15 protein-coding genes and 2 riboswitches are annotated in these 21,381 nt (G+C 62.2%); of the genes, 7 read left to right on the top strand and 8 right to left on the bottom strand.

The window, feature by feature from the left end:
- Positions 1 to 49: 49 nt before the first annotated feature.
- Positions 50 to 898 carry a transporter substrate-binding domain-containing protein gene (locus BMY45_RS07145; protein WP_092396073.1) on the bottom strand — a complete coding sequence of 283 codons (849 nt, stop codon included), beginning with the start codon at positions 896 to 898 and terminating at the stop codon, positions 50 to 52.
- Positions 899 to 1,245: 347 nt separating this feature from the next.
- On the opposite strand from BMY45_RS07145, the gene BMY45_RS07140 reads away from it, so the two are divergent.
- On the top strand, positions 1,246 to 1,692 hold the full coding sequence (locus BMY45_RS07140) for a thioredoxin family protein (protein ID WP_092396071.1): 447 nt from the start codon (positions 1,246 to 1,248) through the stop codon (positions 1,690 to 1,692).
- Positions 1,693 to 1,927: 235 nt separating this feature from the next.
- Here the strand turns inward: BMY45_RS07140 and BMY45_RS07135 are convergent, their stop codons facing one another.
- From BMY45_RS07135 to cobW, 5 genes are all read right to left on the bottom strand, one after another.
- Positions 1,928 to 3,574 (bottom strand): phospholipase D-like domain-containing protein, encoded by a 1,647-nt coding sequence (locus BMY45_RS07135; protein WP_092396069.1) that lies wholly within the window; start codon positions 3,572 to 3,574, stop codon positions 1,928 to 1,930.
- Positions 3,575 to 3,752: 178 nt separating this feature from the next.
- Positions 3,753 to 4,403: a vWA domain-containing protein gene (locus tag BMY45_RS07130; protein ID WP_256573629.1), complete on the bottom strand. Its 651-nt coding sequence runs from the start codon at positions 4,401 to 4,403 to the stop codon at positions 3,753 to 3,755.
- Between the two features lie 26 nt (positions 4,404 to 4,429).
- Positions 4,430 to 5,431, bottom strand: coding sequence for a magnesium chelatase ATPase subunit I (locus tag BMY45_RS07125; protein WP_092396067.1), 1,002 nt, complete (start codon positions 5,429 to 5,431; stop codon positions 4,430 to 4,432).
- 203 nt (positions 5,432 to 5,634) lie between these two features.
- Entirely contained in the window at positions 5,635 to 9,396 is a 3,762-nt protein-coding gene (cobN, locus tag BMY45_RS07120; protein WP_092396065.1) for a cobaltochelatase subunit CobN, read from the bottom strand.
- Between the two features lie 3 nt (positions 9,397 to 9,399).
- Complete coding sequence (cobW, locus tag BMY45_RS07115) at positions 9,400 to 10,464, bottom strand: cobalamin biosynthesis protein CobW (RefSeq protein WP_092396063.1); 1,065 nt, start codon at positions 10,462 to 10,464, stop codon at positions 9,400 to 9,402.
- Between the two features lie 98 nt (positions 10,465 to 10,562).
- Positions 10,563 to 10,778: riboswitch (cobalamin riboswitch) on the bottom strand.
- 200 nt (positions 10,779 to 10,978) lie between these two features.
- A riboswitch (cobalamin riboswitch) is annotated at positions 10,979 to 11,202 on the top strand.
- A 99-nt stretch (positions 11,203 to 11,301) separates the two neighbouring features.
- Between cobW and BMY45_RS07110 the strand changes: the two genes are divergently transcribed.
- The 4 genes from BMY45_RS07110 (at position 11,302) to cobM (ending at position 13,420) form a co-directional block, all read left to right on the top strand.
- Positions 11,302 to 11,490 (top strand): CbtB domain-containing protein, encoded by a 189-nt coding sequence (locus tag BMY45_RS07110; RefSeq protein ID WP_047227828.1) that lies wholly within the window; start codon positions 11,302 to 11,304, stop codon positions 11,488 to 11,490.
- A gap of 11 nt (positions 11,491 to 11,501) precedes the next feature.
- Positions 11,502 to 12,197, top strand: coding sequence for a CbtA family protein (locus tag BMY45_RS07105; protein WP_092396061.1), 696 nt, complete (start codon positions 11,502 to 11,504; stop codon positions 12,195 to 12,197).
- Positions 12,194 to 12,598, top strand: coding sequence for a cobalamin biosynthesis protein (locus BMY45_RS07100; RefSeq protein ID WP_092396059.1), 405 nt, complete (start codon positions 12,194 to 12,196; stop codon positions 12,596 to 12,598). Before BMY45_RS07105 ends, BMY45_RS07100 begins: the two co-directional genes overlap by 4 nt.
- Positions 12,599 to 12,673: 75 nt before the next feature.
- Positions 12,674 to 13,420, top strand: coding sequence for a precorrin-4 C(11)-methyltransferase (cobM, locus tag BMY45_RS07095; protein ID WP_092396057.1), 747 nt, complete (start codon positions 12,674 to 12,676; stop codon positions 13,418 to 13,420).
- A gap of 261 nt (positions 13,421 to 13,681) precedes the next feature.
- Here the strand turns inward: cobM and nfuA are convergent, their stop codons facing one another.
- Both nfuA and BMY45_RS07085 read right to left on the bottom strand, forming a co-directional pair.
- Positions 13,682 to 14,266 (bottom strand): Fe-S biogenesis protein NfuA, encoded by a 585-nt coding sequence (nfuA, locus tag BMY45_RS07090; protein ID WP_003182850.1) that lies wholly within the window; start codon positions 14,264 to 14,266, stop codon positions 13,682 to 13,684.
- 94 nt (positions 14,267 to 14,360) lie between these two features.
- The gene (locus BMY45_RS07085) at positions 14,361 to 16,652 is read right to left on the bottom strand and encodes a fatty acid cis/trans isomerase (protein WP_092396055.1); all 2,292 of its coding nucleotides are present in this window, start codon (positions 16,650 to 16,652) and stop codon (positions 14,361 to 14,363) included.
- A gap of 153 nt (positions 16,653 to 16,805) precedes the next feature.
- Here BMY45_RS07085 and metH point away from each other — a divergent pair, with 153 nt between their 5' ends.
- Together metH and BMY45_RS07075 are read left to right on the top strand one after the other, a co-directional pair.
- Positions 16,806 to 20,516 carry a methionine synthase gene (gene metH, locus BMY45_RS07080; RefSeq protein ID WP_092396053.1) on the top strand — a complete coding sequence of 1,237 codons (3,711 nt, stop codon included), beginning with the start codon at positions 16,806 to 16,808 and terminating at the stop codon, positions 20,514 to 20,516.
- A gap of 142 nt (positions 20,517 to 20,658) precedes the next feature.
- Positions 20,659 to 20,877, top strand: coding sequence for a DUF2970 domain-containing protein (locus tag BMY45_RS07075; protein WP_092396051.1), 219 nt, complete (start codon positions 20,659 to 20,661; stop codon positions 20,875 to 20,877).
- Positions 20,878 to 21,381: the final 504 nt, after the last annotated feature.

Below are 21,381 nucleotides of genomic sequence, written 5' to 3'. Positions count from 1 at the left end.
ACAGTACCTTCAACGGGGCGCCTTCAAAGGACGCCCCGGGCTCACGGGATCATTTGAACTCGACGGGGAAACCAATGGCCGGCGACGGCAGCTCGACGCCAAACCATTGCTTGAACGATGCCGCATAGGTGGGGAATTCCACACCGGTCATGGCTTCATGCAGGGTGGTATTGACGAAGTTCAACCAGTCCTGGTCGCCGCGCTTGACCGCGCAGGCGTAGGTTTGTGGACTCCAGGCATAGGCCGGGCTGCGATAGCGACCGGGGTTCTGCACCATCAGGTATTTGACCGAAGACTGGTCGGTAGCGGCGGCGTCGGCGCGGCCGGAGTTCACCGCCTGGTACATCAGATCGACGCTGTCGTATTGGTCGACCTTGGCGTTGGGCAGTGCCTGATGCACCAGCTCTTCAGCGTAGACGTTCTGCAACACGGCCACGGTGACGTCATCGCCGGCGGCCTTGAGGTCTTCGATTTCCTTGTACTTGCTGTTGGCTGGCAGGAGCAGGCCCACCCCTTCACGGTAGTACGGCAGGGTAAACGCCACTTGTTGGGCGCGACTGGCGGTGACGGTGATGAACTGGCAGCTCATGTCGACCTTGTCGGTCAACAGGTTCGGAATGCGCGCATCGGACGACTGCACCACAAACTCGACCTTTTCCGGGTCATTGAACAGGCCCTTGGCGACCATTCGCGCGATGTCGATATCAAACCCCTGCAACTTGCCATCCGCTCCCTGGAAGTGCCACGGCGCATTGGTGCTGCCCGTGCCGACGATCAATTTGCCGCGCTGCAGCACGCTATCAAGCTTGCTGTCCGCCGCTTGAGCGACACCCATGGCAGCCGTCGTGGCCGCGAAGATAAAAACACACGCTTTGAACAAGGAAGGTCGGCGATGCATGGCAAGCACTCCTGAGTCAGTTTATTCCGCTATACCGGAACTTAGTATGTAACAACGGAATAGACAGCAGAAAGTGTGCCACAGGCTGGCGGCGGGGAGGTAAGAAAAATGGAAAGCCAATGAAATCAGAAAGATGGCAGGCGCAGAGGGATCAACAGGGGCGCCGGCACATGCCCCGGGACTGCTACTGTTGGCTACAGCCGCCGGGTAGCAAGGCCCCATACAGGGTGCCGACGATACTTTTTCGCACCAAAACGGAGCCGCTGAACTGTCAACTCTGACAGTAGCGATGCCCGGCCGTGTTGCTTATGGTTGCGAGTACCCGTGTCGATGAAGGGAAGCGAGCCATGAGTTCATTCATCACTCACATCGCCTCAGCCAAGGACTATCGCAAGGCGCTCAAGACCTGGCGCCCGGTGGTCTTCTATTTCGGCCACCCGCACTGCTACGCCTGTAGCTGGGCCGAGCCGCTGTTTTGCAGGGTGGCCGAGACGTTCAAGGATCGGGCGGTGATCTACAAATTGAGTACCGACGAATCACCCCGGCACCCGGACGTCACCGGGACACCCACTGTGCTGTTCTATAAGGATGGCAAATTACGCCGCAAGCTCAAGGGCGTCGGCGATCAGGGCTCGCTGACCTGGAACTTTGCCGAACACATCGGCCGAACCAAACCCAGGCGGCCGCCTCGTTCGCCGCGTCGTGACTTGCACTGGTTACGTCAGCGACTGCGAACCGTGTGCACCACCCGCCGGGCAAGGAAGCTCGTAAGGTTGCGAGCAACGCTTCGATAACGGCGTGGTTATCTTGCACTAGCAGACAAGTATTCTGTGGGAGCGAGCCTGCTCGCGATGACGGAGTCTCAGTCAGTGTTGATGTTGAATGACCTGACGCTATCGCGAGCAGGCTCGCTCCCACAATTGGTCGGCGATGTTCCAGGAAATGCAAATCATCGCTCTATTTGCGTTTGTAACTTTTGTTTCCACCAGGTGTGAGGCAATAGACCCGCCCCGGGGTCGACGCCTGCACCTAGCGTCCGCAAAACCTCACTCTGGACAACTTCCGCAAATCCCCCTCGCGGTAATAGTCGTCCGTCCAGCTGTCATCCACAGCTAGCGGCTTGACCTGCTTGAGCGCCAGTTTTTTTGCGAAATAGCGAAAGCGGTAATGCTCATAGAAGCGCAGCAACTCAAGCCCGTAGCGGTCGGCCAGGTCGGTGTCGCCCTGGATGATGAGGTAGTTCTCGTCGTTGCCGCTGCTGGCCGCGGCGCTCAGGTTGTGGCTGCCGCTGATGATGGTCGGCATGTCGCTGGTGAAGTCGGTGACGACCGCTTTGGTGTGCACCAGCAGATTGCCTTTCTGACCTTTCATGGTTTCCCTGAGCCAGCCCTCCAGGCCGGTATTGAGCAACGCGGTGGCGGCGAATTCGGCGGTGCGGTCAGCATGAAAGCCAGTGATGCGGCTGGTGGTGTTCTGCAGGCCGTAACGCAGCACGTCGTCGTTGGGTTGGCCGAGCAAGGCATCGAGGATCCGGTCGGGCAAGGCGAAGGCGGTGACGAACAGCAGGTCCTTGCGAGCGCCATTGATGATATCGACGAAACGATCCAGATCGCCCTCTCCGGTACGCGGTGAGAACCCGGTGAACAATGGCTCCTCGGGAGCCATGGGGTTGTTCCGATTGATCCACTGACGCGTGGCCCCCACGTCCTCGGGTGCGGCCCAGATCTGCTCGAACACCTGGCGATAGCTGTCGCTGACCCGCGGGTCGTCGAGCACATGAATAACGTTGGCCTGGCGGTAGACGCCATTGGCGGTGAAATTGGTACTGCCGCACAGCACGGCCTCGGGGTGTAATGAGCCGGTGTCGTCGACCTTGCTCAGCACGATGAACTTGTCGTGGAAAATATTGTGCGTGACACGCCCACGCTTGTTGGCCGCCGGCAGTGCTGCGAGGCTGGCTTCGTTGCGCAATGTGCCATCGTCTCCCGGCTCGGCGTGGTACAGCACTCGGACCCGCGCGCCCCGTGCGAACGCTGCGTTCACAGACGCGACGATCACCGGCAGTTCATATTCATAAATCGCAACGTCCAGGGCCCAGCTGGCGTTCAGGGCCCGGTCGATGAAACCGGTCAAGCGTCCCAGCAGACCATTTTCCAGCCAGCGGCGCGGCGCGTCGGGCCAGTCATCGATGGACAGGTTTTTGTTGGCGTCGATCAACGCGTCCAACTCGGGGAATTTGCGCTGGAAGGCCTGGCTGGCCGCCACGGCACGGTTGAAGATGACCCCCTGGTTGCTTGGCTGACCATCGTCACTGGTCACCGACACCTCAAGTGATTCCCCCAGTTGCGGCGCGTCAGGGCTGCCATAGGCCAAGTGCACGCGGTAGTGAATGGCCACGCCGGGGTTGATGGCGTAGTCGGCCCAGCGAAACTTCTGCAGCGGTGCTTTATCGCTCGGCGTGGCACGAAACTGCGGGAACGTGTGAACCTTGTCGGGGAAGGTCAGGCTGTTGAACAGGAACAGCCAGGGTTTGGCGCCGTGCTGCTTCTCGATGGCAAAGCCGAGCAACCCTTTGCGCCGGGGTTCAGCCAGGTCCATGGCGAGCAATACACCGTTGGTGCCAGCATAGGCCTTGACCCGAAAATCGTCCTGGGCGTTGGTGACGAGTACGCGCATGGTTCACTCCTGTGAGGGACTGCCTGAGCATAGAGCAGTGATGCTTATTGAGCGTGCGGATCTGACACCAAGGCGATGCTATCGCGAGCAGGCTCGCTCCCACAGGGGATTCATCGATCCGTGTGTTCACCACAGAACAAATGTGGGAGCGAGCCTGCTCGCGATGAGGCCCTGTCAGTCAGCGAACATCCGAGCCCGGTAGCCCTTCATCAATATGCCGATACAGCGCCCCCAACTGCCCCGCCAATTGCCGGGCCCGGCCCAGGCGAATCGGTCCGCGCTCGATGTCGATCAACAGGCATGGGCAATCCAGGGGCGGCAGTGTCAGTTGCTCTTTGACTCGCCCATCGGTCATCAGCAACAGCCGCTGTTGCTCTGTCGGGTAGCGCTTGCGCCGGGCGGCCAACCAGCGTCCGGCCTCGTTCAGCGCCGCCAGCAACGGCGTGCCACCGCCGGCGCCCAACCCGTCAAGCCAGTCCCGTAGCCCGGCCGAGGCCTTGAGCCCTTGCACCTTCCAGGCCGGTGCGCTGCCGCTGGCCGTCAGCAGCGCCAGCCGGGCGCGTTGGCGGTAGGCGTCATCGAACAGTTGCGCCAGCAGGCCTTTGCCATCGCTCAAGGCTTGATGACGACGAGTCGAGGCCGAGGCGTCGACGATGACCAGCCACAGCTCATGGGGCGAACGATGGCGTTGCTGAAAACGCAGGTCTTCGCGCAGGCGTGGACGGCCAACGAGCAAGGTGCCCGGCCAGTTCACCGCCCCGCTGGCCGCCGCTTTGCTGCGGCCCTGGCGCCCCTGATCCAAGCGTCCCGCACGGGGTCTGGCATTCACCCCCGCGGGCGAACGGGGGCGAATGCCTAGGGCTTTTTTGGCCAACTCGGCACGTCACGCCGAGGACCGGTGGGCAATGCCCGGGCCGGCAGGTCACCCCACTGGCCCTGACCATCGTCAGGCCTGGCGGTTTGATCGGCGGTGGCTGGCGGCGCCTGGGACGGCGCAGGGGCCGAAGGTTCGCGCCGGCGATGACGCAAGGCAAACTCGGCGACCGCATCAATGTCTTCAACGGCAATGGCCTCCGCCCCGCGCCACGCAGCATGGGCGCGGGCGGCCCGCAGCCAGACCAGGTCGGCGCGCAAGCCATCGACCCCGGCAGCAAAACAACGCTCGGTGATCTGCGCCAACGCTTGGTCATCCAGAGGAATCTGCATCAACCGGTCGCGAGCCTGCTGGCAGCGTTCGCGCAGTTGCTGTTGGGTCGGTTCCCACTGCGCGCAGAACGCTGCCGGATCGCTGTCGAAATCCAGCCGCCGACGAATGATCTGCCCGCGCTCCACCGGTGCGGTGTGACCGTCCAAGACCACGTTCAGGCCGAAACGGTCGAGCAACTGCGGACGCAATTCACCCTCTTCCGGGTTCATGGTGCCGATCAATACAAAACGCGCCGGATGCCGGTGTGAGAGACCGTCGCGCTCGATCAGGTTGGTGCCGCTGGCGGCCACGTCCAACAACAGGTCCACCAGATGATCAGGCAGCAGGTTCACTTCATCGACGTACAACACGCCACCGTCGGCCTTGGCCAGCACGCCCGGAGAGAACTGCGCGCGCCCTTCCCCCAGGGCCACGTCCAGATCCAGGGTGCCCACCAAACGTTCCTCGGTGGCGCCCAGGGGCAAGGTGACGAACTGACCACTGGCCAGCAGATCCGCCAGGCCCCGGGCCAGCGTGGATTTGGCCATGCCGCGCGGGCCTTCAATCAGCACTCCGCCGATTTTCGGATCGATCGCGGCCAGGCACAGGGCCAGTTTCAGGTCATCGGCCCCGACCACGGCGCAGAGCGGGAAATGAGGGATGTCGGTCATGGTCGATTCTCAAAGGTGGTCGGTAAGGTCGGTTTGGAGAAAGTCTTTGTGGCGAGGGGATTTATCCCCGCTGGATCGCGAAGCGATCCCCCGCAGCTCGGGTGTGTCAGTTCTACCGGGTTGATCTTGTGGGGCCGCTTCGCAGCCCAGCGGGGATAAATCCCCTCGCCACAAGTTCTGCGCATGGCCGGCTGGCTAGACAATCAGCCATCCTCCTCGATGTCCAACAACAAGTTCTCCAGCGCCTCACGATACTCCCCAGGCTCCTGCCACATCCCTCGCTGCTGCGCTTCGAGCATGCGCTCGGTCATGTCGCGCAAGGCATCGGGGTTGTGCTGGCGGACGAAATCCCGAGTGTCCGGGTCCAGCAGATAAGCCTCGGCCAGCAAGGCGTACTGGTGATCGTCGATCAACTGCGTGGTGGCGTCGAAGGCGAACAGGTTGTCCACCGTCGCCGCCAGTTCAAACGCACCTTTATAGCCGTGGCGCTTGACCCCGTCGATCCACTTCGGATTGGCCGCCCGGGAACGAATCACGCGGTTGAGCTCTTCTTTCAACGTGCGGATTTTGGGCAAGTCCGGCTGGCTGTGATCGCCGTGGTAACTGGCCGCCGTTTCGCCCCCAAGGGTCTCCACCGCCGCCAACATACCGCCCTGGAACTGGTAGTAATCGTTGGAATCGAGCAGGTCGTGTTCGCGATTGTCCTGGTTCTGCAACACCGCCTGCACCTGGCTCAAGCGCCGGGAAAACTGCTCCCGGGCGGCAGTGCCTTCATCGCCGGCGCCGTAGGCGTAGCCGCCCCAACTCAGGTAGACCTGCGCCAGGTCTTCGCGGCTCTGCCACAAACGACCGTCGATAGCGCCCTGCACACCCGCGCCGTAGGCGCCGGGCTTGGCGCCGAAAATCCTCCAGCCGGCCTGACGGGCCGCGACCTCGGGTTCAAGGCCCGATTCCAACAAGGCCTGGCGCTCGCTGCGCACCTTCGCCGCCAAAGGATTCATGTCGTCCGGTTCGTCGAGGGCGGCGACGGCCTGCACCGCCGCATCGAACAGGCGGATCAGATTGGCAAAGGCGTCCCGGAAGAACCCGGAGACCCGCAGCGTGACATCGACCCGCGGCCGGTCCAGCAGAGTCAACGGCAGAATCTCGAAATCGTCGACTCGCTGGCTGCCCGTGGCCCACACCGGACGCACGCCCATCAACGCCATGGCCTGGGCAATGTCGTCGCCGCCGGTGCGCATGGTGGCGGTGCCCCACACCGACAGACCGAGCTGGCGCAGGTGATCACCGTGATCCTGCAAGTGCCGTTCGAGGATCAGGTTCGCCGACTGAAAACCGATACGCCACGCAGTGGTGGTGGGCAGGTTGCGCACGTCCACCGAGAAGAAATTGCGCCCGGTGGGCAGCACATCCAGGCGTCCGCGACTGGGCGCACCGCTGGGGCCGGCCGGCACGAAGCGCCCGCTCAAGGCATCGAGCAAACCGCGCATTTCCGCCGGACCGCAGGCGTCCAGACGCGGCGCCACGACGCCGCGCAGGTTTTCAATAATGCTGTTCACCGTCTCCCAACCCGGTGCCTGAAGTTGCTCGACCACCCCTTCCAGCGCCTGCTCGATCAATTGCCCGGCGAACAATTCCAAACGCTCCCGAGTATCGCCAGCGGTACGCCAAGGTTCGCCGCTGATCCGACGCAAGGCGTCAGGACAAGCGCCGGTCCAGGGTTCGGCCAGCGCACAATCCAGCGGATCGAAACCCAACGCGAAGGCCTTGGCCAGCGCCCGCAGCAAACTGGACTGCGCGCCCTTGCCATCGCCCCGGGGAATGCGCAGCAACGCCAGCAAGGTGTCGATACGCAACCGTTGTGTGGGTGACTCGCCGAAAATGTGCAGGCCGTCGCGGATCTGCGACTCCTTCAGATCGCACAAGTAGGTGTCCAGCCGCGGCAGCCAGATTGCCACGTCAGCGTCGCCGTCCAGTTGCAACTCGCGGTCGATGTGGGTTTCGCGCACCAGATTCAGAATGTCTCGCTGCAATTCCCGGGCGCGGCGGGGGTCGAGCAGTTGCGCTTCGTAGTATTCGTCAGCCAACAGTTCAAGGTTACGCAGCGGCCCATAGGTTTCGGCCCGGGTCAGCGGCGGCATCAAGTGATCGATAATCACGGCTTGGGTGCGACGCTTGGCCTGGGCGCCCTCGCCCGGGTCATTGACGATGAACGGATAGATGTTCGGCAACGGTCCCAGCAGCGCATCCGGCCAGCAGTTTTCCGACAGCCCGACGCCCTTGCCCGGCAGCCATTCGAGGTTGCCGTGCTTGCCGACATGAATCAGCGCGTGGACGCCGTAGGTGTGACGCAGCCAGAAATAAAACGCCAGGTAGCCATGGGGCGGCACCAGGTCCGGGTCGTGGTAAACGGCACTCGGGTCGACTTGGTAACCCCGGGCCGGCTGGATACCGACAAACGTCAGGCCCAGGCGCACACCCGCGATCATCAGCCGGCCATCGCGGAACATCGGATCCTGTTCGGGCGCGCCCCAGCGCTCCAGCACTGCTTGGCGATTGGCCTCGGGCAGCGCGTCGAACATGGCCTGGTAGGCATCGAGGGCCAGGCTCTGGTGACATGGACGCAGGTCGAGGCTGTCCAGATCATTGCTGACCCCACCGAGCAATTGCTGGATCAGCGCAGTGCCGCTCCCCGGCAGTTCGGCCGGCAGCGGGTAGCCCTCGGCCTGCATGGCCCGCAAGATATTCACCGCCGCGGCCGGGGTGTCCAGGCCGACGCCGTTACCGATGCGCCCATCCCGGGTCGGGTAGTTGGCGAGGATCAGCGCCACGCGCTTCTGCGAATTGGGCAGGCACGCCAGGGTGGTCCAGCGCCGCGCCAACTCAGCGACAAAATCCATGCGCTCGGGCGCGGCCCGGTAGCAGACCACATCGCTCTGGCTACGCTCGCTGCGCCAGGCCAGGTCCTTGAAACTGATGGGGCGACTGATAATCCGCCCGTCCAGTTCCGGCAGGGCAATGTGCATCGCCAGATCCCGCGGGCCCAGGCCTTGCTCACTGGCGCGCCAGCCGGGCTCGTTGTCCTGGGCGCAGATCGCCTGGATCACTGGGATATTGCGGCGAAACGGTCGCATGTGTGGCGCTTCGGGGCTCGATTGGGCGAAGCCGGTGGTGTTGAGGATCACGCCTGCCGCCACCTCATCCAGCCAGTCTTCGACCAAGACCAGGCAACCGGGCTCCTTGAGGCTCGCCACGGCAATGGGCAAGGGATTGAGCCCCGCCGCGTGCAGGCGCTGGCAAAACACGTCGATGAACGCCGTGTTCGCCGCTTGCAAGTGAGAGCGATAAAACAGGACCGCCGCCACCGGCTGCTCGGCCCGCCAGTCGCTTTGCCAATCGCTCAGGGTGGCGTTGGTTGTTTGCGGATGGTAGATCGCCGTACGCGGCAGGGCTTGGGGTTCGCTCCAAGGATAGTCGCGACCGAACCATTGGCTGGCCAGGTTACGGAACAGATCCAGGGCATTGCCCAAACCTCCCTGGCGCAGGAACTGCCAGAGCCGGTCCCGATCCTCATTGGGCACGTTGCTCAGGTCGCTGAGCTCCGGGTCCGGTCGATCGTCTCCCGGCACCAGGATCAGCTTCACCCCACGCCCGGTCAGTTCCATCAGACGTTCTATGCCATAGCGCCAATAACCGATGCCACCATGCAGGGAGAGCAGGATGACCTTGGCGTGACGCAACACGTCGTCGAAATACAGATCCACCGAGGCGTGGTTCTGCACCTGCATCGGGTTGGCGAGGCGAAACTGCGGATAGTCGTCGGGCAACTGCCGCGCCGCTTCGGCCAGCAACGCCAGGCTAGAGTCGCCGCTGCACAGGATCACCAGCTCGGCGGGGGTTTGTCCGAGATCGGCAATGTTGTCGTCCGCCACGAATCCGCCGGGCTGGGTCCTGAGCAGGTGCATGGCTTAGACGCTGAGGGCGGCGCGCAATTGCGCTTCGAGCAGCTTGGCATCCAGCGCCTGGCCGATCAGCACCAGGCGGGTCACCCGAGCTTCATCGGCGCCCCACTGGCGGTCGAAATGTTTGTCGAAGCGCGTGCCCACGCCCTGGATCAGCAAACGCATCGGCTTGCCGGGAATCGCCGCGAACCCCTTGACCCGCAGCACGCCGTGCTGGACCACCAGTTGAGTCAGTGCGTCCAGCAGCAGGCTTTCGTCGGCCTGGGGCAGTTCGATGGAAATGGAGTCGAACGCGTCATGATCATGGTCATCATCGTCGCCGTCATGGTGATGATCGTGATGGCTGTGGCGGCTGTCGATGTGCTCCTCGGAGCCGGCGCCCAGGCCGATCAGCACTTCCAGGGGCAGGCGACCGCTACTGGCTTCGATGACCTTGACCGCCGGCGGCAGCTCCTCGGCCACTTCCAGGCGCACCTTGGCCAGGTCTTCAGGGCTGATCAGGTCGGCTTTGTTGAGGATCACCAGGTCGGCGCTCGCCAGTTGATCGGCGAACAGCTCGTGCAGCGGTGATTCATGGTCCAGATTCGGGTCAAGTTTGCGCTGGGCATCGACCTGGTCCGGGAACGCAGCGAACGTGCCGGCGGCTACGGCCGGGCTGTCGACCACGGTGATCACCGCATCGACGGTGCAGGCGCTGCGGATCTCCGGCCACTGGAAAGCCTGGACCAGCGGTTTGGGCAGGGCCAGGCCGGAAGTTTCGATGAGGATGTGATCGAGGTCACCGCGCCGCGCCACCAACTCGCGCATCACCGGGAAAAACTCTTCCTGCACGGTGCAGCACAGGCAACCGTTGGCCAATTCATAGACGCGACCGCTGGCTTCTTCTTCGGTGCAGCCGATCGAGCACTGCTTGAGGATCTCGCCGTCGATGCCCAGCTCGCCGAACTCATTGACGATCACGGCGATGCGGCGGCCCTGGGCGTTGTCGAGCATGTGCCGCAGCAAGGTGGTTTTACCCGAGCCGAGGAAACCGGTGACGATGGTGACAGGGAGTTTGGCCAGTGTTTTCATCGGATGCCCTTTGGCAAGGTGGCGGGCAAACGGGACGACAACCCGCACGCATAGGCGCACGCGGAAGATTTCGCCACCGGATCACCCCGCCCGGTTGTAGTGAGAATCTGTGTCGAGGCAGGTCTCCTGGCTGATGGCGGGCCAGTCATTCGACTGGCAGTGGCTGCGCCTTCCCGTGCACCCTTGGTAAAAGAGCATGCGCAGTGGCTTTGCAACAACATCACCGTTCACAGTTGCGGGGGCAGCCGCGGCTTGGACCGCGTTCCCTTCTTAGCTTCGGCCAATGCCGAAGAACCTCGAAGGCGCAAGGCTACGCAGGGTGTGGGAGCGGGTCAATGTCCGCAGGTGAGTTCTGGGGTGTCTTGCGGGCCCTATCGCGAGCAGGCTCGCTCCCACAGTAAATTTCGCCGTTCACAAAATTCATGTTCAACAAAGCTCAACTGTGGGAGCGAGCCTGCTCGCGATGGGCGCAACGGGTATCAGCCAATTGACGCCCAACCCCCGCCCATGCTCTCCTGTGCGCCTAGTTTTGGGTGCCCTTCACAGGGTGAAACGGGAAACCGGTGAATCGTGTGCTTTACTTCAAGGCCACGTCAGTCCGGTGCTGCCCCCGCAACGGTAAGCGAGAGAAGCGTCAGATCCACTGTGCCTCACGGCATGGGAAGGTGACGCTTGTCGGCCAGGCACAAGCCCTGCCCCTCGCGAGCCCGGAGACCGGCCCATGACTCATGCATCAACAAACCCGCGGTGGGCGGGCGCTGTTCGAACCTTGGCGGGCCTGCGCCCGGGGTTTCATTGCGCTCGCTTCACCCGATGACAAGACCATAGGGAAGCGCCATGTCGACCATCAGCAGCACCGCCCGTACCGCCAGCAGCTCCACGACCCTGAGCCAGCGCCTGAGCGCGGCGATCTTCGCCTCGATCCTCGGCGCGGGCCTGGTCTATTTCGCCGGTTTCTCCCACATCGAAGCGGTGCACAACGCGGCCCACGACACCCGCCACAGCGCCGCATTTCCGTGCCATTGAGACCTGACGACATGATCAAGCGTATCGCCCAAACTGCCGGTTTCAGCGGGTTGCTGGCCGCCCTGCTGCTGACCCTCCTCCAGAGTTTCTGGGTATCGCCGCTGATTCTGCAGGCCGAAACCTACGAAAGCGCACCGGCCACCGAGCTTCATGAGCACGCCCCTGGGGTTGCTCATGCCCATGACGGCGAAGCGTGGGAACCGGAAGACGGTTGGCAGCGAGTGCTCTCCACTACAGGCGGCAATCTGGTGGTCGCGGTGGGTTTCGCCCTGATGTTGGCCGGCTTGTACACCTTGCGTGCGCCGACTCGCACGTCCCAAGGCTTGCTCTGGGGGCTGGCCGGCTACGCCACCTTCGTTCTGGCACCGACCCTTGGCCTGCCACCGGAGTTGCCCGGTACGGCGGCGGCCGATCTGGCCCAGCGACAGATGTGGTGGATCGGCACGGCGGCCTCCACGGCGGTGGGCATCGCCCTGATGGTCTTCGGCAGGCATTGGTTGCTCAAACTGTTGGGCGTGGCCACCTTGCTGGTGCCCCATGTCATCGGTGCGCCGCAGCCTGAGGTCCACTCGATGCTGGCGCCCGAAGCACTTGAAAGCCAATTCAAGCTCGCCTCGCAAGTGACCAACGTCGCGTTCTGGCTGGCCTTGGGCCTGGTTAGCGCATGGTTGTTCCGTCGCGGCGACCAGGCTCACCACGACGCATGAGGGCTGGGCCGATCCTGGTGGTCGGCCTGGGCTGTCAGCGCGGCTGCCCGGCCAGCACATTGCGGGCATTGCTTGATCAGACCTTACTGGCGCATGGCATTGAGCTCTCCCGGGTTCGCGCCTTGGCCAGTATTGACCTCAAGCGTGACGAGCCGGGTCTGCTGGAACTGGCCGAGCAACTGAAGTTGCCGCTGACCTGCTTCAATGCCAGGCAGTTGTCCAGCTATCAGCAGCGGCTCAGTCACCGCTCTGAAATCGCGTTTGAGCACACCGGTTGCTATGGCGTCGCCGAAAGCGCCGCCCTGGCGCTGGCCGACCGGTTGGGCGCGGCGCCCGCGACGCTGCTGATTCCTCGCCAAAAGACCCCAAGCGCCACGCTGGCATTGGCGGTCACGTCGTAAACCCCGATAATTCGCGCCCTGGATCATGAGCGATCTTCATTCAAAGGGTCGCCCACTCACCTTTAGGAACCGGTCATGACCGTTTATTTCATTGGCGCCGGCCCTGGCGACCCGGAACTGATCACTGTCAAAGGCCAGCGACTGATCCGCAGCTGCGCGGTGATCATTTACGCCGGCTCCCTGGTGCCCACAGCCGTGCTGGAAGGCCACAGCGCCGAACAGGTGATCAACAGCGCCGAGCTGCACCTGGAGCAGATTATCGAGTTGATCAAGACCGCTCATTTCAAGGGCCAGGACGTGGCCAGGGTGCACTCCGGCGACCCGAGCCTGTACGGCGCCATTGGCGAGCAGATTCGCTGCCTGCGGGAACTGGACATCCCATTCGAGATCATCCCCGGTGTGACCGCGACCTCAGCCTGCGCCGCCCTGCTGGGCACCGAACTGACCTTGCCGGACGTGTCCCAAAGCCTGATCCTCACCCGCTACGCGGACAAAACCGCGATGCCCGCCGGCGAAGAACTGGGCAGCCTGGCGCAGCACGGGGCAACCATGGCGATTCACCTGGGCGTCAATCATCTGGAAAAAATCGTCAGCGAACTGCTGCCCCACTACGGCGCGGATTGCCCGATCGCGGTAATTCACCGGGCGACATGGCCGGATCAGGATTGGGTGGTGGGTACGCTGGCTGATATTGCCGAGAAGGTCCAGGCCAAGGGCTTTCGGCGCACGGCGCTGATCCTGGTGGGGCGTGTGCTGGGCAATGATGTGTTCAGTGACTCGTCGCTGTACCGCGCCGGGCATGCGCATCTCTACAGGCCCTGAAAAATACAACTTTGAGAGCGAGCTTGCTCGCGATAGCAGTGGGTCAGATAGCTGCTGATGTTGAATGTGACGCAGCCTTCGCGAGCAAGCCCGCTCCCACAGGGATTTGCGGCGATTAAAAACATCGAACATCACCGCGGACCCAATGTGGGAGCGGGCTTGCTCGCGAAAGCGGTGGGTCAGCTTGCGGGGATGTCGGATCCGCGCCCATAAAAAACGGCGCTCACGGGCGCCGTTTTTTGTATTCGCAGCGAACACCTATCAGTAGTAGGCGTTTTCTTTCTGCGTGTGGTCGGTCACGTCGCGCACGCCCTTGAGCTCCGGGATACGCTCGAGCAAGGTGCGCTCGATGCCTTCCTTCAAGGTCACGTCGGCCTGGCCGCAGCCCTGGCAACCGCCGCCGAACTGGAGCACGGCGATGCCGTCTTCCACCACGTCAATCAGCGAAACCTGGCCGCCGTGACTGGCCAGCCCCGGATTGATTTCGGTTTGCAGGTAATAATTGATGCGTTCGTTGACTGGGCTGTCGGCGTTGACCATCGGCACCTTGGCGTTCGGCGCCTTGATGGTCAGCTGGCCGCCCATGCGGTCGGTGGCGTAGTCGACCACCGCATCGTCCAGGAACGCTTCGCTGAACGAGTCGATGTACGCGGTGAAGCTCTTGAGCCCCAGCGCGGTGTCTTCAGGTTTCTCTTCCCCCGGCTTGCAGTAGGCAATGCAAGTTTCAGCGTACTGGGTGCCGGGCTGGGTGATGAAGATGCGGATCCCGATACCTGGGGTGTTCTGCTTGGACAGCAGGTCAGCCAGGTAATCGTGGGCGGCATCGGTAATGGTAATGGCGGTCATGGAAACTCCTCGCAGGCTTGTCGGCAGTTTACGCCAATCATCGCCCCGGACAAAGTCCTAGTATTTTTGTCGGGAAAGCGCCCGGATATCCTGGTCAGAGGTTCTGGTAACGGTTCATATCCAGCACGCCGGTCTCCAGTGGCTCCGTCTCCTGGATATACCGGCTCAGGTCGTGGAAGTACTGCCAGAACTGCGGATGACTGCGCCTGATCCCCCAACGCTCGACAATCCGCTCGAACGCCTGCCCGTCCCGGGCGCTTTCCATGGCGTCGACAAAGGCCGGAACCTGCTCGGCGGGGATGTTGAACATGAAGTTCGGATAGCTGCTGAGCACGCCCGGATAGACTGTCAAGGTGTCCAGCCCCGGCTGGTATCGCAGCGCCTCGCCCAGCAAAAATGCCACGTTACTGTGAGCGCGGTTGCGCAGCAGGCTGTAAACCTCACGGCGACCGCTGACAGTTTCGACGCGCAGCATGGTCGCTTCCGGCAACTGATGGATGACGCTCAGACCCGCCGCCGGTCGCGAAACCAGACGACTGAGGGCCTGTTCGGCGTTCTGCAGAGCCAGGTCGATGTTCGGGCGCGAGCAGTAGGCGCCGTCGCAACGGTTGATCGGATCGGGCCAAGCGTTCAAGTCGCCGTAACGGAGCAGCAATTGCCGGGCAAAGTCACGCTTGGGATCACGCTCGTCGAGTATGAGTGCCGTCGGTTTGTCGTCGTCGATAGCCTCGTAATCAAGCCACATCTTGAATTTTCCGCCCGACTGATACCAATCGTTGAGGTAGTCCTCACGGGAATCGGCTGGCATCAGGCGCAGGAAGTTCTGCTCCGCTCCGTTGCGAATCAGGTCGAAATACAGTCGCGTCTGGGCCTGGTGGGACACGTTGCCGAACACGTCGAAGTTCACCGCCAACTGATAATAAGTGCGTTCCAACAATGGAAAGTCGAACAGCCACATCGTCTGCGGCACTTCGCCAATCAGGCCCTTGGTGACCGAAGCACTGTCGAAATGCCGGAAAATGCTCAGCAAGGCGTTGTCGTTACCGGCCCACAGCGTCGACCAACTGGGCGCCGGCAGGTCGGCGTAATTGTCGCGACGCAAGGCTTCGTACTCGTTGCGCTTGTCCCGGTAGTCCAGCCACAGGCTCAGGACGCTGCCCACGTCGTCATTCTGCCCAGGCATCGCCAGCAACGGCGTGGCCTGGCCGCGATAGTTCGGGTCGGTGATGTACAGGTCATGTTCGGGGGCCTGGAACAACGCCCAGAAGTTGTCGCGAATCACGTCCGTGGCGATCTGGCCCCGGCAAACCGGGCCGCGGATAAACGTGCGTACGAAATATTCGGCGTTATCGAGCATGAACTGATAGCGGGCCTGGGCCGGGATCGCTTCGAAGGTGGAGAACGGATTGGCCCGGCGCTCCGGCCCGTACCCCGGCAACGCAGTGACCTGCCATCGGCCGCTGTAGAACAGGCTCTTGATCCGCGCCATCTTCGCCGCACTCAAGCCGTAGGTGATATGGGTTTTGTGCACGATCACCCCTTGCACCGGCCAGAGCCGGTAGTACACGCGGGTGCCGGGGTCATCGTTCGGGCGGCGGGTGTTGATCAGGTCGATAGGCTGGCCGGTAGGCGTGCGCGAACGTACCCACTGGAAGAAATGCCCCGGCTCGCCATCCTTGAAATAAATGTGCGCCAGAAACCAGTGTTCGAACAGCCACCGGCCCACCAGGCTTTCCCGGGCGCCGGGGGCGTTGAGCAGGTTTTCCCACTGCACCACCTGCAAGGCTTCAGCGGCGCTCGGCGCCAGCGCCTGCTGATCGATGGGTGCGCCCGCGGCCAGCCAGCGCTGCAAGGTCTGATATTGCTGGTCGGTCAGGCCAGTGACCGCCAGGGGCATGCCTTCCTTGGGATGCGTGGCGGCGTACTCATCGAATTGCCCCGGCATCGGGCAACTGTTGTCACGGTTCAGGCCCAGCACGATTTCCTCCGGCAGCTTGGCGTTAGGCTGCAGCGGCGTGCGATGCCCCAGCTCAAGCATGCGCGCCATCAGCGCGGCCTGACTGCCCTGGGCATCGAGCACGGAATAGAAACCCATGCGCTGCCACGCCTGCGGGCCAGAGGCGTCATAGAACAAGCGGGTCGGGTCAGCGGCCTGGCGCCGCTCGCCGTCGTACACCGACAGTTTGCTCGCACCGCGGGCTGCGCCTTCGCCACTGCCCAGATTCAACTGACAGGCGGAGTCGTAGCAGGCGTGGCAGGCCACGCATTTTTCCGTGAAGATCGGCTGAATGTCGCGAGTATAGGAGATCGCGGGAGCAGGTCCCCCGGCGGCTGCGCTAAAAGACAACGACAGCAACAGACTGCCGAATAAGACGCGGTACGGCATGTCTCGGGTCCCTAAGAGATAGTCCGGCGATTCTACCGGCCCGGCAACGCCTTGCAAACATGAGCGATATTCATGCAAAAGCCACCCATGATCAAATCCTGCACAGGTTTGCTATCATCCCCGCCTTCGTAATGGTCTTTTCCAGGTAGTCCTATGTCCGATCGCAGCGCTCGCCTTTATCTTCTCCAGCAAGCCCTCAAGGAACGCATTCTGATCCTCGACGGCGGCATGGGTACGATGATCCAGAGCTACAAGCTTGAGGAACAGGACTATCGCGGCAAGCGTTTCGCCGACTGGCCGAGCGACGTCAAGGGCAACAACGATTTGCTGGTACTGAGCCGCCCGGATGTGATCGGCGCCATCGAAAAAGCCTACCTGGATGCCGGTGCCGACATTCTGGAAACCAACACCTTCAACGCCACCCAGGTGTCCCAGGCCGACTACGGCATGCAGGCCCTGGCCTACGAGCTGAACCTGGAAGGCGCGCGCCTGGCCCGAAAGGTGGCCGACGCCAAGACCCTGGAAACCCCGGACAAGCCGCGCTTCGTCGCCGGCGTGCTGGGCCCGACCAGCCGTACCTGCTCGCTGTCGCCAGACGTGAACAACCCCGGCTATCGCAACGTGACCTTCGACGAGTTGGTGGAAAATTACACCGAGGCCACCAAGGGCCTGATCGAAGGCGGCGCCGACCTGATCCTCATCGAAACCATTTTCGACACGCTCAATGCCAAGGCAGCGATTTTCGCCGTGCAAGGGGTATACGAGGAATTAGGCGTCGAACTGCCGATCATGATCTCCGGCACTATCACCGACGCGTCAGGCCGCACCCTGTCCGGCCAGACCACCGAAGCCTTCTGGAACTCCGTCGCTCACGCCAAGCCGATTTCCGTTGGGTTGAACTGTGCCCTCGGTGCCAGCGAGCTGCGCCCGTATCTGGAAGAGTTGTCGAACAAGGCCAGCACTCACGTATCGGCGCACCCGAACGCCGGTCTGCCCAATGAATTCGGTGAGTACGACGAACTGCCGGTGGACACCGCCAAAGTCATCGAAGAGTTTGCCCAAAGCGGCTTCCTGAACATCGTCGGCGGCTGCTGCGGCACCACCCCGGCGCACATCGAAGCCATCGCCAAGGCCGTGGCCGGCTACGCACCGCGGCAGATTCCGGAGATCCCGCGGGCTTGCCGCCTGTCGGGCCTGGAACCGTTCACCATCGATCGAAGCTCCTTGTTCGTCAACGTCGGCGAGCGGACCAACATCACCGGCTCGGCCAAGTTCGCCCGGCTTATCCGCGAAGACAATTACACTGAAGCCCTGGAAGTGGCCCTGCAGCAGGTCGAGGCCGGCGCCCAGGTGATCGACATCAACATGGACGAGGGCATGCTCGATTCGAAGAAGGCCATGGTGACCTTCCTCAATCTGATTGCCGGTGAACCGGACATCTCTCGCGTTCCGATCATGATCGACTCCTCGAAATGGGAAGTGATCGAAGCGGGCCTCAAGTGCATCCAGGGCAAGGGCATCGTCAACTCCATCAGCATGAAGGAAGGCGTCGAGCAGTTCATTCATCACGCCAAGCTGTGCAAACGCTACGGCGCCGCCGTGGTGGTGATGGCCTTCGACGAAGCCGGCCAGGCCGACACCGAAGCGCGCAAGAAGGAAATCTGCAAGCGGTCCTACGACATCCTGGTCAATGAAGTCGGCTTCCCGCCGGAAGACATCATCTTCGATCCGAACATCTTCGCCGTCGCCACCGGTATCGAAGAGCACAACAACTATGCCGTGGATTTCATCAACGCCTGCGCCTACATCCGCGACGAACTGCCTTATGCGCTGACCTCCGGTGGTGTGTCCAACGTGTCCTTCTCGTTCCGGGGCAACAACCCGGTGCGCGAGGCGATTCATTCGGTGTTCCTGCTGTACGCGATCCGCTCGGGCCTGACCATGGGCATCGTCAACGCCGGCCAACTGGAGATCTACGACCAGATCCCGGTGGAACTGCGCGACGCTGTGGAAGACGTGATCCTCAACCGCACGCCTGAAGGCACCGACGCCCTGCTCGCCATTGCCGACAAGTACAAGGGCGACGGCAGCGTCAAGGAAGCGGAAACCGAAGAGTGGCGTGGCTGGGAAGTGAACAAGCGCCTGGAACACGCGCTGGTCAAGGGCATCACTACGCACATCGTCGAAGACACCGAAGAATCGCGGTTGTCGTTCGCCCGTCCGATCGAAGTCATCGAAGGCCCGTTGATGGCCGGCATGAACATCGTCGGCGACCTGTTCGGCGCCGGCAAAATGTTCCTGCCCCAAGTGGTGAAATCCGCCCGGGTGATGAAGCAGGCCGTGGCCCACCTGATTCCATTCATCGAGGCGGAAAAAGGCGACAAACCCGAAGCCAAGGGCAAGATCCTGATGGCCACGGTCAAGGGCGACGTCCATGACATTGGCAAGAACATCGTGGGTGTGGTTTTGGGTTGCAACGGCTATGACGTGGTCGACCTGGGCGTGATGGTGCCGGCAGAGAAGATCCTGCAGGTAGCCAAGGAGCAAAAGTGCGACATCATCGGGCTGTCCGGCCTGATCACTCCGTCCCTGGACGAGATGGTGCATGTGGCCCGCGAGATGCAGCGCCAGGATTTCCACCTGCCCCTGATGATCGGTGGCGCCACGACCTCCAAAGCTCATACGGCGGTGAAGATCGAACCCAAGTACAGCAACGACGCGGTGATCTACGTCACCGACGCCTCGCGCGCTGTGGGCGTGGCCACCCAGTTGCTGTCCAAGGAACTCAAGCCGGCCTTCGTCGAGAAAACCCGCCTGGAGTACATCGACGTTCGCGAGCGCACCGCCAACCGCAGCGCCCGTACCGAACGCCTGAGCTACCCCGCCGCCGTGGCGAAGAAGCCGCAGTTCGACTGGAGCAGCTACCAGCCGGTCAAGCCGACCTTTACCGGCGCCCGAGTGCTGGAGGATATCGACCTCAACGTCCTGGCCGAATACATCGACTGGACACCGTTCTTCATTTCCTGGGACCTGGCCGGCAAGTACCCGCGCATCCTCACCGACGAAGTGGTCGGCGAAGCGGCCACTGCACTGTACGCCGATGCCCGGGCGATGCTGCGCAAGCTCATCGACGAGAAACTCATCAGCGCCCGCGCCGTGTTCGGCTTCTGGCCGGCCAACCAGGTGCATGACGACGATCTGGAAGTCTATGGCGAGGATGGCAAGCCACTGGCCCGCTTGCATCACCTGCGCCAGCAGATCATCAAGACCGACGGCAAGCCGAACTTCTCCCTGGCCGACTTCGTCGCGCCCAAGGACAGCGGCGTGACCGACTACGTGGGCGGCTTCATCACCACCGCCGGCATCGGCGCCGAAGAAGTCGCCAAGGCCTACCAGGAAGCCGGCGACGACTACAACTCGATCATGGTCAAGGCTCTGGCCGACCGCTTGGCCGAGGCCTGTGCCGAATGGCTGCACCAGCAGGTGCGCAAGGAACATTGGGGCTACGCCAAGGACGAAAGCCTGGACAACGACGCCCTGATCAAAGAGCAGTACACCGGCATCCGCCCTGCCCCTGGTTACCCGGCCTGCCCGGATCACACCGAGAAGGCCACCTTGTTCCGCCTGCTCGACCCCGCGGCCAGCGAACTGAAGGCCGGGCGCAGCGGCGTATTCCTCACCGAGCATTACGCCATGTTCCCGGCGGCAGCCGTCAGCGGCTGGTATTTCGCCCATCCCCAGGCGCAATACTTTGCCGTGGGCAAGATCGACAAGGATCAGGTCCAGAGCTATACCGCGCGCAAAGGCCAGGACTTGAGCGTGACTGAGCGCTGGTTGGCGCCGAATTTGGGTTACGACAACTAGTAGGATTGCGTCGGACAAAAAGATCGCAGCCTGCGGCAGCTCCTACGGGTATTGGTGTACCCCTGTAGGTGCTGGCGAAGCCTGCGATCTTTTTTCGCGGGTTGTCTATGCTTGTTCCAAACCCATGGCAGACGAGGGATTTATGGACGATCCGATCGACAACAAGCCGCCGACCCTGTGGCAGATGATGCACAGCGTACTGGCTGCCGCTTTCGGCGTGCAGAGCGGCAAAAATCGCGCCCGTGACTTCACCCACGGCAAGCCGAGTCACTTCGTGGTATTGGGCATCGTCTTCACGGTGATCTTTGCCCTGACGCTGTTTGGCATCGTCAAGCTGGTGGTGCATCTGGCGGGGTTGTAAAAACATCGGCCAGCAATAAATAACCCTGTGGGAGCGAGCCTGCTCGCGATAGCGGCGTGTCAGTCGACATGATCATCGGCTGAACCACCGCTATCGCGAGCAGGCTCGCTCCCACATGGGTATTGGGTTCGACGAATGATTATTGGTGACTGACCCAGAACACCGCGGTGCCCACCACCAGGATAATCAGGAACAAAATGGCCCAGGCATCAACAGTACTGTCGCTTTTCCTTGCTTTGGTCGGATTGCTCATTGCATCGCCTCTTGTCGGTTTTGTAGGTGATTGCATAGGGACTCGACCACAGTTAAGACGATGATTGCCCGCACGACAAATGTGGGTTAGGCAATAATCAATCCCATTAGTCGATTTGGTTCTTTACATATACTCAAACATCACTTTTGCGCATAACTCAAAACAGGTATCTTGCACCGGCTCCTGTAGGAGTGCGCGGCCGTGCGCGTAGAATTGCCGAGGCAGAATCCGATTTCAGCGAGCCAACACGC

This window comes from Pseudomonas sp. NFACC39-1, assembly GCF_900110355.1.
Taxonomy (GTDB): Bacteria; Pseudomonadota; Gammaproteobacteria; order Pseudomonadales; family Pseudomonadaceae; genus Aquipseudomonas; species Aquipseudomonas tehranensis.
The sequence above is the reverse complement of the archived record's forward strand: the minus strand, read 5'-3'. Positions and strand labels throughout refer to the sequence as shown.